Raw genomic sequence first — 14,077 nt, forward strand, 5'->3', positions numbered from 1 at the left:
AATCTGTTTAAAAGGAGTTAGATATTGACTACTGTTCCGATGGTTTCTCCTTCACATATTTTTAGTAAATTACCTTTCTTATTCATATCAAAAACAATAATCGGTAGTTTGTTTTCCTGACTTAAAGTAAATGCAGTGGTATCCATTACATTTAGTCCTTTTCTCAAAACATCTTCAAAAGAGATAAAGTCAAATTTTATAGCATCTTTTGATTTTTCAGGATCAGCAGAATAAACACCATCTACACGAGTTCCTTTCATAATCACATCAGCATTAATCTCAACACCTCTCAATACCGCAGCAGTATCAGTAGTAAAATATGGATTTCCTGTTCCTGCACCAAAAATAACGATTCTTCCTTTCTCAAGGTGTCTCACCGCTCTTCTTTTAATATAAGGCTCGGCAATTGCTTCAATTTTTAGTGCCGTCTGCAAACGCGTCAGCATTCCTTTTTCTTCCAGAGCACCCTGTAATGCCATTCCGTTAATTACAGTTGCCAGCATTCCCATATAATCACCCTGTACTCTGTCCATTCCGTTACTTGCACCGGCAACACCCCTAAAGATGTTTCCTCCGCCTATTACTATTGCAATTTGAACTCCCGCATCATGTATTTTTTTTATCTCATCAGCATATTCTGCTAATCTTTGTGGATCAATACCATATTGTCTGTCTCCCATTAAAGCCTCACCACTTAATTTCAGTAGAATTCGTTTATATTTCATGTGTTGTTTTGTTGAATTGTGCAAATATAATAAGGATAATCTATTTTAATGAATTAGTAGCACTGAAAAATCAAAATACTTTTTTTTGGTTGCTGGTTGTTGGTTGGTTGTTGGGAGATGGTGAACTCTGCTTCGCAAAATCTCTGATTTTGAGAAAGTGTTTGTCAGTCTCAGACTGACGTTATAGATTAACTTTTTCCTGTATTTTACAAAGATTAAAATATCTCAATACTTCAAAGGAAAGAGAATCAAAACCAACAACCAGCAACCAGCAACTATCTCAGATTTCATAATTATACTGCAAGTCCTCATAAGACTGCTTTGCAGCTTCATAGCCAATTTTGAATATGTTATTCATTTTGGTTTTATTCGTTTCAAAAGTACTGTAGATCACCAGTTCCTGTGGTTGGATAACCCAGTCGCAGATATTGAATTTCTGATTGTTACTATTAGCAGTTAATAGATCAAAAGCCCTTGTGGTCACAGCTTTTATAGAACTTAGATCCTTTGCTTCTATATTCTGAATAGGACTTACATAAACACCGATTAGTATTTCACATCTTCCCTGTAGAATATCAGTAGGGAAGTGGTTCAGAATTCCGCCGTCGCTGTATAAACTGTTATTGATTTTATAAGGAGACAAAATCCCCGGAACAGCAGACGAAGCCAGAACAGCATCAACAATTTTAGTTTCCGAATTGAAGACTTTTAATTTTCCTTTTATCATATCCGTTGCCGTAATATGATTTTCGATTTTCAGATCCCCTAACGTAGCATCCTGAAATATAGCTGTAAAATAACTTTTAAAAGCTTCCGAATCAATTAATCCTGCCTTTCTAAAAGTAAAATGAGACCAGTGAAAAAAATAAATGGATTTAAAAAATTCCAATATTTCTTCCGGAGTTTTCCCCCAGGAATATAATGCTCCGACAATAGCTCCGGCACTTGTTCCGGCAATATGTGTAGGTTTGAGTTTTTTTTCTTCTAAAAACTTTAAAGCCCCGGCATGCGCTATCCCTTTAGAACCACCACCCGATAAAATTAAACCAATTGATTTTGAATTAAATGTCATTAGAGTAAATTAAAAGACAAAAATAGGTATTAAAAAAGACCTTTCAGAAAGTTTAGTCTTTTTTTAATTTTCAAATTAATCGTTTTCTGCTTTGCTCTTTTTGGACAAAACTTTTAATATAAAATGTTTAGATTTGTCGCTTAACCAAAACTAATTTTATGAAATCAATTATTGATAAAAGCTTATTCAAAAGTATCTCTTATAAAGGTTACAGACAGTTAGTAACAGATCTGTTAGCAGAAGGAAAATCTACAGGACCTGTTCAGTCAGAAGAATTAAGCCATTACAGTTTACTGAATCAAGCCCGTATGCATCGATTAGATAAAACGATGCAAGTTACTCCTGAAAATATTGAAAAGTTAGAGGCTTTACAAAAAGAGTATGTTTGGCTGGTACTTTCAGAAGGATGGTGTGGTGACGCCGCTCAGATACTACCTGTTTTGAATAAAATGGCAAATAGTACAGATAAAATTAAGCTGAGAATTATTCTGAGAGATGAAAATGAAGAATTAATGAATCAGTATCTGACTAATGGAGCAAAAGCAATACCAAAACTAATAATTATTGAAAAAGAAACTTCAGAAATTATAACACATTGGGGGCCGAGACCAAAAGGAGCATTCGAATTGATAAGAAATTATAAAGAGGAACATGGTGTTGTAGATGAAACAGCAAAGGAAGATTTACAGAAATGGTATCTGAAAGATAAAGGAATCAGTATACAAAATGAGGTTCTGGCATTAATATAATATTATAGAAACGCATTTCTTTAAATGTAATTTAATGCGTTTCTATGAATCCCATTCCAGAATATTAAAATCTAACGTTCCAATATTCCAATTATATTAATTTTATTAGATACAGAAAGACCTCCCGGATTACAACCCGGTAAACCCTGAGGGATTTCTTTACCTATTTTTTTATAATAATCTACCCACGCAGGGAAAAAAGAATCTGTGTTTGGTTGTTTATAAGTCATCGGGTACAGATTAAAGAAAGGTTTATTGTCGTTAGCAGATAGAAAAGCATCATAGATTAGTTCAGAGCAGTAGTATTTTCCATTGTTATAAACATACTCATCATCATAAGGCACACCAAGTTGTTGTAACGAAAAAGAGATCGCTTTCGGAATTAGTTTCTCATAACGCTTTTTAACCCTTCCGATATACATTGGTGTTGTTACCGTTCCAGAGAATTGCTCCAGAGAGTTCAGTCTCACCTCTGTTCCCGCAGCCTCAATAATATAGATTGTGTCGTTTTTAATATATACAATTCCCATATGATTAAAATCATTCCCCTTATAACCCTCCGTTACCGCATTAATAGCATCACATAAAGGACCACAGTTTTTGTTCTGAAAGATGAAATCACCTGTTTTCAGTTTCTTAGAAGATAAGCTCTGAGCAGAACTCGTAAAAGAAAGAAACAGGAATAATAAGAATAAAATTGATTTTTTCATTTTATAGTAGATTAAAAAGATCAGGAAGCAGAATTACGAGTAACCGATTTTTCAAAATCTTCAACGTTCATTGCATCATCAACAGAATACGCTCCGATTTTTGTACGTCTCAAAGCCGTTAAATGAGCCCCCGATTGTAGTGCCTTACCGTAATCAAACGCCAAAGAGCGAATATAAGTACCTTTACTGCATACTACTCTGAAATCGATCTCAGGTAATGCTATTCGGGTAATTTCAAACTCATGAATAGTCGTTTTTCGAGTAGCGATCTCAATTTCCTCACCATTTCGGGCGTGTTCATATAAACGGACGCCATCTTTTTTTATAGCAGAAAAAATAGGTGGTTTCTGATCGATCTCACCAAGAAACTGTTCAATTGTTTTATAAATTAAGACCTCATTAATATGCTCCGTTGGGAAATGATTATCGATTTTCGTTTCCAGATCATAAGAAGGAGTAGTCGCTCCAATATGGAACGTGCCCGTATATTCTTTGACCATACCCTGTAACTCCTCAATTCTTTTCGTGAATTTTCCGGTACAGACAATCAACAGACCAGTTGCCAGAGGATCTAAGGTTCCGGCGTGTCCTACTTTAATTTTTTTTAAACCTAAATGTTTTTTTAAGCTCCATTTTATTTTGTTGACTGCCTGAAAAGAAGACCATTTCAGTGGTTTGTCAATTAAAAGAACCTGTCCGTTTTGAAAATCTTCAGCAGTCATTATATAATGGTCAGAGGATGAATAAAGTAATGAATCAGAAGAACAGCAATACCCGCAGCAATACGATACCATCCAAATATTTTAAAACCGTGTTTTCCCAGATAACTAATAAAAGTATTGATAGCAAGCAATGCAACAATAAAAGCAACAACATTACCGATGATAAGCATATTGACCTGCTCTGAACTTAATTCAAAACCAGCTTTATAATAATCATAACCTTTCTTTATTGTTGCACCAAACATAGTAGGAACCGCTAAGAAAAAAGAAAATTCAGCAGCAGTAGTTCTGGACAGCTTTTGCGACATACCCCCCACAATACTGGCACCACTTCTGGAAACACCCGGGATCATCGCGATACACTGGAAGAAACCAATCTTAAGAGCCGTCAGATACGTTATTTTAGTTTCCTCAGAACCCTTGAACCAGTCATCTACCTTTAGAAGTATAATACCCCCTATTACTAAAGAAACAGCAACCGTCAATGGACTTTCCAGCAAAGAATCAATGAAATCGTTTAGTAATAATCCCAGTACAACAGCAGGGATAAAACCAACTAATAATTTAAAATAGAAATCAAAAGACTGGAAAAACCGTTTAAAATATAAAACAACCACAGCCATAATAGCTCCAAGTTGAATCACGATTGTAAATAATTTTGTAAAATCATCATGCGCAATACCAAAAAAAGAAGAAGCGATAATCATGTGTCCGGTAGAAGATACCGGTAAATATTCCGTTAGCCCCTCGATGATGGCAAGAATAATAGCTTGAAAAGTATTCATTAATTATTTTTTCGAATTCTTAAAAATAGAGTAAATTGTAATTCCAAAACCAATCAGAACAACCGTTGGTGCCAGTCGGATTCTTCTGAAATTAAAAATAGCATCACTAAAAACTTTAGGATCATCCGTTCCACCACCGGACATTAGAATGAAGCCAAGCGCGATAACACCAACTCCGATAAGTAAGATTTTATAATTGATATTGTCAAATAGGAAATCCTGTTTTGGTTCTTTATTTTTCATTGTTCAGCTGTAATAAGGTTTACAAAGATTCTGAATTCTCTGTTATTAATATAAATCGTCTGTTCTTAAATTTAAAAAACGTTGTGTTGCAAAAAAAGTACTTACCCAAGTAATTAAAACCCCCACCAATAAAACCCCGAGTAAAACAGCACCTATCATGGGTTTGTTTGCTAATATCTCTAGTTTTGGGAATTTGTTATTGATGTAATAAAGTACAGCGATCAGAGCAGTAATAGCCAGTAGAGATCCAATAACCCCCAGCTTTATACTTCTCCAGATAAAAGGTTTTCTGATAAACGATTTTGTAGCCCCGACCATCTGCATGGTCTTAATAACAAATCGATTCGAATGAATTGATAAGCGCATAGAACTGTTAATTAGAAGAACCGCAATAAGTGCTAAAAATCCACTGATAATTAAAATCCACATACTAATCTTCTTTATATTATCATTCACCAGATTTACTAACTGTTTATCATAAACAATATCCGAGATTTCTGCGTTTTTTCTTAGGTTTGTTTCGATACCTCTGATGCTGTCTGCTACAACATAATTTGCGTTCAGAAAAATGTCATAAGAGTTCTGTAATGGGTTAAAGCCTAAAAAGGACATAAAATCTTCCCCAATAATATCTTTATGCTGTTTAGCTGCTGCTTCTTTCGATACAAAGTAGCTTCTGTTAATATAAGGAGCTTTTTTCAGATCAGTACCAAAAGCCTTTAATGCAGCGTTGTCAACATCATCCTTAAAGTAGATAGACATAGGGATTTCCTCTTTAAAATCATCCGATAATTTTTTAGAGTTGATAATAAATAAACCCAATAACCCAAGTAAGAACAGTACTAAAAAAATACTCAATACTACTGAGAAATAGGAAGAAATCAATCTGCGTTTTTGGTATTTTTCAAAAGAAGAACTCATATCAGCTATAATTATTTGGTAAAAATAATAAAGAAATTCTTTGATACATAGTTTATAACGATGAAAGTTTTGACTTTCGTACAATAAATGTAAATTTGTCGTTTAATTTGCCCGAAGAACCATAATTTTGGTTTTTTAGGTATAATTTTTAGTTTTTCAACACAGTAAACAATCCAATGAAGTACAATCCAAACGAAATAGAAGCCAAGTGGCAAAAATATTGGGCAGAGCACCAAACATTCAAAGCAGATAATGCATCAGATAAGCCTAAGTATTATGTGTTAGATATGTTTCCTTATCCATCAGGAGCAGGATTACATGTAGGACATCCACTCGGATATATTGCAAGTGATATTTATGCACGTTACAAACGTCATAAAGGATTTAATGTACTCCATCCCCAGGGATATGATAGTTTCGGATTACCCGCAGAACAGTATGCAATTCAGACCGGACAACATCCTGCCCTTACAACAGAAACAAATATTAACCGTTATCGCGAACAACTGGATAAAATCGGTTTTTCATTTGACTGGAGCAGAGAAGTACGTACTTCCGAACCCGAATATTATAAATGGACACAGTGGATCTATATTCAGCTGTTCAATTCATGGTATAATATCAGTTCTGATAAAACAGAAGATATTACAACATTAACCGCTGTTTTTGAAAAAGAAGGAAATGCAAATGTAAAAGCAGTTTGTGATGACGATAGTATTCCGTTTACAGCAGCCGAATGGAATGCTTTTTCAGACGAACAGAAACAAAGAATATTGTTACAGTACAGAATGACTTTTCTTGCAGAAACAGAAGTAAACTGGTGTCCCGCTTTAGGAACCGTACTGGCAAATGATGAAATCATCAATGGGGTTTCAGAACGTGGAGGACATCCCGTGATCAGAAAAAAAATGACACAATGGAGTATGCGTATTTCTGCCTATGCAGAACGTTTATTACAAGGACTCAATACCATAGACTGGACAGAATCATTAAAAGAAAGTCAACGTAACTGGATTGGTAAATCAGTAGGAGCCTCAGTAGAATTCAAAGTAAAGAATTCCGATGCTAAAATTGCAGTTTTTACTACCCGTCCCGATACCATTTATGGCGTTACCTTTATGACTCTGGCTCCCGAACATGAGTTGGTTGCCAAAATCACAACACCCGAACAGAAAGAAGCAGTTGTCGCTTATATTGAAGCTACAGCAAAACGAAGCGAACGCGAACGTATGGCAGATGTGAAAACGATCTCAGGTGTTTTTACAGGAGCTTATGCAGAACATCCTTTCACAAAAGAAGCCATTCCCGTATGGATAGGGGATTATGTTTTAGCAGGTTACGGAACAGGAGCCGTAATGGCTGTACCTTGCGGAGACCAGCGTGACTATGATTTTGCTACCTTCTTTAAAGGACAAAAAGGAATGCAGGAAATTAAAAACATTTTTGAAAATGTAGATATTTCCAAAGAAGCCTATTCAGAAAAAGATACCGTGAAGATCGCTAATTCCGACTTTCTGAATGGATTAGGATATAAAGAAGCAACAAAAAAAGGAATTGAAGCCTTAGAGAAATTAGGACAAGGAAAAGGAAAGATTAATTATCGTTTACGCGATGCCGTATTTTCCAGACAGAGGTACTGGGGAGAACCCTTTCCCGTATATTATATAAACGGATTACCACAGATGATCGATGCAAAATATCTGCCGATTGTTTTACCCGAAGTAGAAAAGTATTTGCCAACAGAAGATGGATTGCCACCTCTAGGAAATGCCATTAACTGGGCGTGGGATACCGAAAAAAATACCGTAGTAAATAATGATCTCATTAATAACACAACCATATTCCCATTAGAGTTGAACACTATGCCCGGATGGGCAGGAAGCTCATGGTACTGGATGCGTTATATGGATGCACATAATGATGCTGAATTTGCAGGTAAAAAAGCTTTAGAGTACTGGCAGAATGTTGATCTGTATATTGGCGGAAGCGAACATGCTACCGGACATTTATTATATTCCCGTTTCTGGAATAAGTTCCTGAAAGACAGAGGATATATTGCCAATGAAGAACCCTTCAAAAAACTGATTAATCAGGGAATGATCTTAGGAGTAACCGCATTAGTTTACAGAATAGAAGGAACCAATACATACATTTCAAAAAATAAAATACAGAATCATAAAGTACAGCCTATTCGCATTGATATATCCTATGTAAATGCTTCCGACGAACTGGATATAGAAGGATTGAGAAGTTGGAGAGAAGACTATAAGAATGCCGAATTTATTACAGAAGAAAACGGTAACTATATTGTAGGTCGAGAAGTAGAAAAAATGTCCAAATCCTATTACAATGTAATCAATCCCGATGATATTTGTACAGAATACGGAGCAGATACCCTGCGTTTATACGAAATGTTCCTAGGACCCTTAGAGCAGGCAAAACCATGGGCAACCTCCGGTATTTCAGGAGTTTCAGGATTCCTGAAAAAACTATGGAGACTATATTTTGATGATAACGGTTTGATTGTAACTAATAATGAGCCAAGTAAAGATTCACTGAAAACATTACATAAAACCATTAAAAAAGCACAAGAAGATATAGAAGGATTCTCTTTTAACACCTCCGTAAGTGCCTTTATGATTGCAGTAAATGAATTAACAGCTCAAAATTGTCATGAAAGAGCGATTCTGGAACCGTTGGCAGTTTTAGTGTCTCCCTATGCACCACATATTGCAGAAGAATTATGGTCACAATTAGGACATTCAACCTCCGTTTCAGATGTTCCGTTTCCTGAATTTGACGCTGCTAATCTCGTAGAAAGCTCAAAAGAATATCCCGTATCCTTTAATGGAAAAATGCGTTTCAAAATTGAGTTACCAATGGAGCTGACAGCCGCTGAGATCGAAAAAATAATAATGGAAGACGAAAGAACCATAAAACAACTGGACGGACAAGCCCCAAAGAAAGTAATCATCGTTCCCGGAAAAATAATCAACTTAGTAGGATAGAGAAACTAGTTTTTAATTGATTGTTTTAATTTGTTTAAAGTTTAAGGTTCGCTACATACTGAGTTCACAGTTTCAGTATTCAGTTTACAGTCACGACGGCAGCTTTCAGACTTTTGACATTGGATTTTCGGCTTATTTATTAGTTGCGGTGCTTAAAACTTAAAACCTTAAACTTTAAACAAATAACTCCTCAACAACCAACCTGCCAAAAAGTCAATTTTAAAAATTGGCGGGATTTTTGATTTTTATTCTATATCTTTAAAATAAAATAATTTAAGATGATAGGATATTACATTATTATTGGAGCCATTGCTTTAATGAGCTGGTTAGTCAGTTCAAAGTTAAAGAGCAAATTTGAATTTTATTCAAAAGTTCATTTGCGTAATGGTATGAGTGGAGCAGAAATTGCAGAAAAAATGTTGGCAGATAACGGAATTTATGACGTAAAAGTTGTTTCCACTCCCGGAATGCTTTCAGATCATTATAATCCATCTAATAAGACCGTTAATTTAAGCGAAGGAGTATATAATCAGAGAAATGCCGCCGCCGCCGCCGTTGCTGCCCATGAATGTGGACATGCTGTGCAACATGCAAGAGGGTATGAGTGGTTACAGATGCGTTCTAAATTAGTACCCCTTGTAAATATTGCATCAAGCATGTCACAATGGGTAATTATAGCCGGTTTAATTCTGATGGCGAGTTCCGCAATTGGGCAGACCGTTGCCATTATTGGTTTAGGATTATTTGCAGTAGGGACTCTGTTTAGTTTCATTACATTACCCGTAGAATACGATGCCAGTAACAGAGCTTTAGCTTGGTTAAAAGGAAAAAATATGCTGACTCAGCAAGAATATGCAGGAGCCGAAGACTCCTTAAAATGGGCTGCAAGAACCTATGTCGTTGCCGCATTAGGGTCATTAGCCACCCTGCTTTATTTTGCTATGAGAATATTAGGAGGATCATCAAGAAATTAGTTTCTTAGTTGACCGTCTTGTTTTAAAATTTGTTTAAAGTTTAAGGTTTAAAGTTAACCGAGCATTGCGATTGAGTAATCCGTATTCAGCTAACCTTAAACTTTAAACAAATTTTAAAATAAACAAATTAAACCGTGCGCTTGCACGACTAAAGCTGTATTTGTCTATCAATTTGTTGTTCCAGAGAGATAAAAGTTTCCGTTCGGGAAACGCCTTCAATAACCTGTATTTTAGTATTTAGTAACTGCATCAGATGTTCATTATCGCGGCAGATTATTTTTATTAAGATCGACCAGTTTCCTGTAGTGTAATGGCATTCCAGAACTTCCGGTATTTTTTTAAGTTCCTTTACCGCTTCAGGATTTCGTAAAGCTTTATCCAGATAAATCCCTACAAACGACATGGTACTATATCCCAGAACCTTAATGTCTATCGTAAATTTAGAACCGCTGATTACACCCGCCTGCTCCAGTTTTTTTAAACGCTGATGGATTGCAGCGCCCGAAATCCCTATTTTATGTGCGATTTGTAGAATAGGTTTACGGGCATCTTCCATCAAATCTCTTAAGATCTCTTTATCGATGCCGTCAATTTCAACAGTATGTAAGTTAATTTTCATAATCGAAGTATTGAAGTTCTGTAAAAATATTCATTTTAGTTAAAACAAAAGAGGTTTCTTTGCTTAAAGTTCTGTTAAGTCTATAGTCCAATGTCAAAAATTTAATATCAAAAGTTTAATGTTGAAAGTTCTGAGCATTGTGTGAACTGTATACTGAAACTGAGACTGTAAACAAAAAAAACAATAATTTCTAATTGATAATTCTTTAATAAAAATTGTATTTTTTAAGCATACTTGTTTGCTTTAAGGTGTGTTTTAGTATAATATTCTTGTGTAATCTGCTTTTTTTATAGAAAAATGTTTATAATACTATAGGAGTTTGCTTCAAAAGGCTTAAGTTTGTTTTTTTTAAGAAAATTTTCACTTAAAGTCGATTACCGTATGAAAAGAATACTACTATTGGTTAGCTGTTTTTTATTTTCAGCCTTGAGTTTAGCTCAAAAGAAATTGTCATTCAGCTATGATGCTGCCGGAAACCAGGTCCAACGAGAGCTGATTTGTATTAATTGCAGAATGTTATCCGATTTTGAAGAATTAGAAGAAATCGAAGATCCAGTTGCAGGTGCAGATGTGCTTCCTGCTTTTACAGAAAAAGAATCCGCTGTAGTTACCTATTATCCCAATCCCACTAGAGAAGAACTCCATATGAACTGGGAGAATACCCCCGATGCCGTTATCCATGCCATAGACGTCTTTACCACAAGAGGGCAGATCATCCGTTCCTTCGCTAATCTGTCTAAGAAAACAACACTGACCATTCCGTTTAACACCGTACCCGTAGGTACCTATCACGTACAATTACACTATCAAGACGGTAAAAAGAAAGTGATCCATATTATTAAGAAGTAATCCGGTTTTCAGTATTCAGTCTCAGTTGTCAGTATTCAGTTCACAGTATACAGTTCACAGTCTCAGTGCTCACTAACAACCAGCAACCAGCAACCAACAACCAACAACCAGCAACTAACAACTAACACAGCATATGAAACAACATTACTATCTATTCCTTTTACTGATTTCGTTTATAAGTCAGGCACAGGATAAAAATATAGGAGGAATTCCTGTAGAAGGAGTCACCCCAATTATCAGAACCCATTTTGTTCAGCCTTCTTCCGAAGCTGTTCCACTAGAAGCCACAAAGAGAAGTAGCCCTAAAATAAGCCCATTCGCAGTCGGTTCCTCCGAATTTGGCGTAACCGAAGGGCAGTTATCCGTATCCCTAACCGGAGGAGCCGTTTATGATATTCCCATTGCCGTTGCTCCCGGAATCAATGGCGTAGTTCCCTCTGTTAGTTTATCCTATAACAGTCAGGGCAGTAACGGGCTAGCCGGTTATGGCTGGAATATAAGCGGCGTATCCGTGATTACCCGAATTCCGTCTACTACACTCCATGATAATAGGATAGATCCCATAAATTATTCCCCTACCGATCGTTTTGCCTTTGACGGACAGCGTTTACTTTTAAAAAGCGGTATCTATGGCAAAGAAGGCGCCGAATATCAGACCGAGAATTTCTCCAATATCAAGATTACCTCCCATGGCGTTTCCCCTTTCGGAGCCAATTATGGTCCCGCCTACTTTACCGTACACTATCCCGACGGTTCTCTCGCTCAGTATGGCAGTACCACCTATTCCTATACCCCCACAGACTACGCCATCAGTTTTTGGCAGAATCCACAAGGCGTCCGAATCGACTATACCTATGTTTATACCGATAATGTAATCAGTATTTCCAGTATTCAATACGGAGGTACAGATACAAGCAAGCCTGTCAATGAAATCCGGTTTATTTATAAACCCAGAACCAATACCCAGCATGCCTACGTAGGCGGAGTTCCGTATTTCAGAAGTACCGTTTTAAGTGAAATAAAAGTTATCGGCAGTGGCATTGGTTTCAGAAATTACAGTCTTACACACGATCTCACCTCAATAGGCTACGAACGCTTGATCCAAGTTCAGGAAAAAAGTGGAGATAACAGTAAAAGCTACGATCCCGTTACCTTTATATACAATGATACAGCCAATTCCAGTTTTGTAAATGATGCCATTTCCACGATCAATTTTGATAATACCACTTCCGATAATTCAGAAGTACTAACCGCAGATTTGACCGGCAAAGGAAAAATGGATTTTATTCTCTATCCCACTTTCGGAGACGCCGCTAAAACCAAATACTGGTTGTATACCGACGTTCAGGATGGAAACAGTCCCAATATGGGCTGGACCCATAATGTAGGGAAATTCAAAGAAATCTTTACCGTATCCTGGCTAAATCATGCCGGAAAATTAATGCCCTATCAAGGCTGGACCGTAGTGAAAGAGAATGGAAATACCGCAGATTTCAGTACCTATTGCGCAGGCGGAGCCAGTCTTATTTCGTTTCAGGATAAAAAAGAATACACCTTTACCAATGAAAATGGTCTCGAGCGAAGATATATCAGCGGAGATTTTAATGGAGACGGACTTACCGATATAATAGCCATTACCTATAACGGCAATTCCGGAGTCTGCTATTTCGTTAATCTGGACCGACGTTTAACCACCAATTATGTAAGTTATATCGGCAATATTGCCGTTTCAAAAGGCAATAAGATTTTGGTTGCCGATGTTAATGGCGACGGGAAATCCGATTTTTTAGTATTTAATAAAGGAAGAGTAGATGTATTTTCTCTAAATAGTAATAACGTACTAGAATATCTCTGTTATATCGTTGATCCCGCAATAACATTAGACAAACCCATTCTGTTAGGCGATTATAATGGCGACGGGAAAGCCGATTTTGTTATTCCCCAACAAGAAGGCAAAGACAGTTGGAATTTTTATTTCTCTGCCGGCACCTCGTTCGTTAAGAAAAATACCCCTTTAGGTTTTGGCTACCATCTGCCTTTAGAAGGAACCCAATATTTTAAAGATGCCGCCGGTAACGTCAGCTATCCCTACTGCTTAAAAGAAACCCATTATATCCCCGGAGATTTTAACGGAGACGGTACAACAGATATTTTATTTCAGGAGACCCTTACCACGCTCAGACACGGAAAATTAGGCGTAAATGGCAATCCTATGGTTACCGGAATCCAGGTATTTGAAAATAAAACAGTAAACCCCAATACCATCACCTTTATTCAAAAAGTAAAGAAAATTTTATTTCCCTCCATCTACAGTCGTGCTATTCCCATATTCCTGACCAATGAAAAAAAGAATCATCATCTGGAATATGCATTAGTGAGTAAAAACAAGATCTTTCACTTTAAAAACGAAAAAGACAGTAGAGAAGACGTTGCGTTGCGACAAGTAGTCAATGGCGATCAGATCACCCAAAGCATCACGTATCGCTCCTTAATAAGTGACCCTTACGAACCCTATTACGAACCTTCCGGATATACAGAAAAGTATCCCAATATGGATATTGAAATGGCACCCGGATTTAAAGTCGTTCAAAAAGTAGAACAAAAGAGCCATTTATTGACCCAACAACAAGATTTTAACTATCACGGAGCCGTTTCCAATACTCAGGGACTGGGCTTTTTTGGGTTTCGTTCCGTATTACA

13 protein-coding genes are annotated in these 14,077 nt (G+C 36.5%); 5 read left to right on the top strand and 8 right to left on the bottom strand.

Features of this window, described 5'->3' with window-relative positions; genetic code table 11:
- Positions 1-17: 17 nt before the first annotated feature.
- On the bottom strand, positions 18-725 hold the full coding sequence (gene pyrH / locus AC4FQX_RS13005; protein WP_491168139.1) for a UMP kinase: 708 nt from the start codon (positions 723-725) through the stop codon (positions 18-20).
- Positions 726-1,005: 280 nt separating this feature from the next.
- The gene (locus AC4FQX_RS13010; protein WP_491168140.1) at positions 1,006-1,797 is read right to left on the bottom strand and encodes a patatin-like phospholipase family protein; all 792 of its coding nucleotides are present in this window, start codon (positions 1,795-1,797) and stop codon (positions 1,006-1,008) included.
- Between the two features lie 158 nt (positions 1,798-1,955).
- Here AC4FQX_RS13010 and AC4FQX_RS13015 point away from each other — a divergent pair, with 158 nt between their 5' ends.
- Entirely contained in the window at positions 1,956-2,546 is a 591-nt protein-coding gene (locus tag AC4FQX_RS13015; RefSeq protein WP_491168141.1) for a thioredoxin family protein, read from the top strand.
- A gap of 71 nt (positions 2,547-2,617) precedes the next feature.
- Here AC4FQX_RS13015 and AC4FQX_RS13020 read toward each other — a convergent pair whose 3' ends face one another.
- Genes AC4FQX_RS13020 through AC4FQX_RS13040 form a run of 5 tightly spaced genes read right to left on the bottom strand, consistent with a single transcriptional unit; the run spans position 2,618 to position 5,927 of the window.
- Positions 2,618-3,256, bottom strand: coding sequence for a YiiX/YebB-like N1pC/P60 family cysteine hydrolase (locus AC4FQX_RS13020; RefSeq protein WP_491168142.1), 639 nt, complete (start codon positions 3,254-3,256; stop codon positions 2,618-2,620).
- Between the two features lie 20 nt (positions 3,257-3,276).
- Entirely contained in the window at positions 3,277-3,978 is a 702-nt protein-coding gene (truB, locus tag AC4FQX_RS13025; protein WP_491168143.1) for a tRNA pseudouridine(55) synthase TruB, read from the bottom strand.
- Positions 3,978-4,763, bottom strand: coding sequence for an undecaprenyl-diphosphate phosphatase (locus tag AC4FQX_RS13030; protein WP_491168144.1), 786 nt, complete (start codon positions 4,761-4,763; stop codon positions 3,978-3,980). Before AC4FQX_RS13030 ends, truB begins: the two co-directional genes overlap by 1 nt.
- 3 nt (positions 4,764-4,766) lie before the next feature.
- Positions 4,767-5,006 carry a DUF3098 domain-containing protein gene (locus tag AC4FQX_RS13035; protein ID WP_491168145.1) on the bottom strand — a complete coding sequence of 80 codons (240 nt, stop codon included), beginning with the start codon at positions 5,004-5,006 and terminating at the stop codon, positions 4,767-4,769.
- Positions 5,007-5,051: 45 nt separating this feature from the next.
- Positions 5,052-5,927 carry a cell division protein FtsX gene (locus AC4FQX_RS13040; protein ID WP_491168146.1) on the bottom strand — a complete coding sequence of 292 codons (876 nt, stop codon included), beginning with the start codon at positions 5,925-5,927 and terminating at the stop codon, positions 5,052-5,054.
- A gap of 176 nt (positions 5,928-6,103) precedes the next feature.
- Here AC4FQX_RS13040 and leuS point away from each other — a divergent pair, with 176 nt between their 5' ends.
- Positions 6,104-8,935, top strand: coding sequence for a leucine--tRNA ligase (gene leuS / locus AC4FQX_RS13045; RefSeq protein WP_491168147.1), 2,832 nt, complete (start codon positions 6,104-6,106; stop codon positions 8,933-8,935).
- A 278-nt stretch (positions 8,936-9,213) separates the two neighbouring features.
- A complete protein-coding gene (locus AC4FQX_RS13050; RefSeq protein WP_491168148.1) occupies positions 9,214-9,909 on the top strand; it encodes a zinc metallopeptidase in 696 nt (231 codons plus the stop codon).
- 148 nt (positions 9,910-10,057) lie between these two features.
- Here the strand turns inward: AC4FQX_RS13050 and AC4FQX_RS13055 are convergent, their stop codons facing one another.
- Positions 10,058-10,528: an Lrp/AsnC ligand binding domain-containing protein gene (locus tag AC4FQX_RS13055; RefSeq protein WP_491168149.1), complete on the bottom strand. Its 471-nt coding sequence runs from the start codon at positions 10,526-10,528 to the stop codon at positions 10,058-10,060.
- Between the two features lie 381 nt (positions 10,529-10,909).
- Here AC4FQX_RS13055 and AC4FQX_RS13060 point away from each other — a divergent pair, with 381 nt between their 5' ends.
- Complete coding sequence (locus AC4FQX_RS13060) at positions 10,910-11,377, top strand: T9SS type A sorting domain-containing protein (RefSeq protein WP_491168150.1); 468 nt, start codon at positions 10,910-10,912, stop codon at positions 11,375-11,377.
- A gap of 133 nt (positions 11,378-11,510) precedes the next feature.
- Positions 11,511-14,077, top strand: a 2,567-nt coding sequence (locus AC4FQX_RS13065; protein ID WP_491168151.1) for an FG-GAP repeat domain-containing protein, incomplete at its 3' end; no start/stop codon positions are given.

This window comes from Flavobacterium sp. AK-301, from assembly GCF_058310215.1.

What these genes read in the sequence shown, in the direction of transcription:
- AC4FQX_RS13020 (WP_491168142.1), bottom strand. Translation starts at nt 3,256, where the DNA reads ATGAAAAAATCAATTTTATTCTTATTATTCCTGTTTCTTTCTTTTACG.
- AC4FQX_RS13035 (WP_491168145.1), bottom strand. Translation starts at nt 5,006, where the DNA reads ATGAAAAATAAAGAACCAAAACAGGATTTCCTATTTGACAATATCAAT.
- leuS (WP_491168147.1), top strand. Translation starts at nt 6,104, where the DNA reads ATGAAGTACAATCCAAACGAAATAGAAGCCAAGTGGCAAAAATATTGG.
- AC4FQX_RS13010 (WP_491168140.1), bottom strand. Translation starts at nt 1,797, where the DNA reads ATGACATTTAATTCAAAATCAATTGGTTTAATTTTATCGGGTGGTGGT.
- pyrH (WP_491168139.1), bottom strand. Translation starts at nt 725, where the DNA reads ATGAAATATAAACGAATTCTACTGAAATTAAGTGGTGAGGCTTTAATG.
- AC4FQX_RS13040 (WP_491168146.1), bottom strand. Translation starts at nt 5,927, where the DNA reads ATGAGTTCTTCTTTTGAAAAATACCAAAAACGCAGATTGATTTCTTCC.
- AC4FQX_RS13030 (WP_491168144.1), bottom strand. Translation starts at nt 4,763, where the DNA reads ATGAATACTTTTCAAGCTATTATTCTTGCCATCATCGAGGGGCTAACG.
- AC4FQX_RS13060 (WP_491168150.1), top strand. Translation starts at nt 10,910, where the DNA reads ATGAAAAGAATACTACTATTGGTTAGCTGTTTTTTATTTTCAGCCTTG.
- truB (WP_491168143.1), bottom strand. Translation starts at nt 3,978, where the DNA reads ATGACTGCTGAAGATTTTCAAAACGGACAGGTTCTTTTAATTGACAAA.
- AC4FQX_RS13015 (WP_491168141.1), top strand. Translation starts at nt 1,956, where the DNA reads ATGAAATCAATTATTGATAAAAGCTTATTCAAAAGTATCTCTTATAAA.
- AC4FQX_RS13050 (WP_491168148.1), top strand. Translation starts at nt 9,214, where the DNA reads ATGATAGGATATTACATTATTATTGGAGCCATTGCTTTAATGAGCTGG.
- AC4FQX_RS13055 (WP_491168149.1), bottom strand. Translation starts at nt 10,528, where the DNA reads ATGAAAATTAACTTACATACTGTTGAAATTGACGGCATCGATAAAGAG.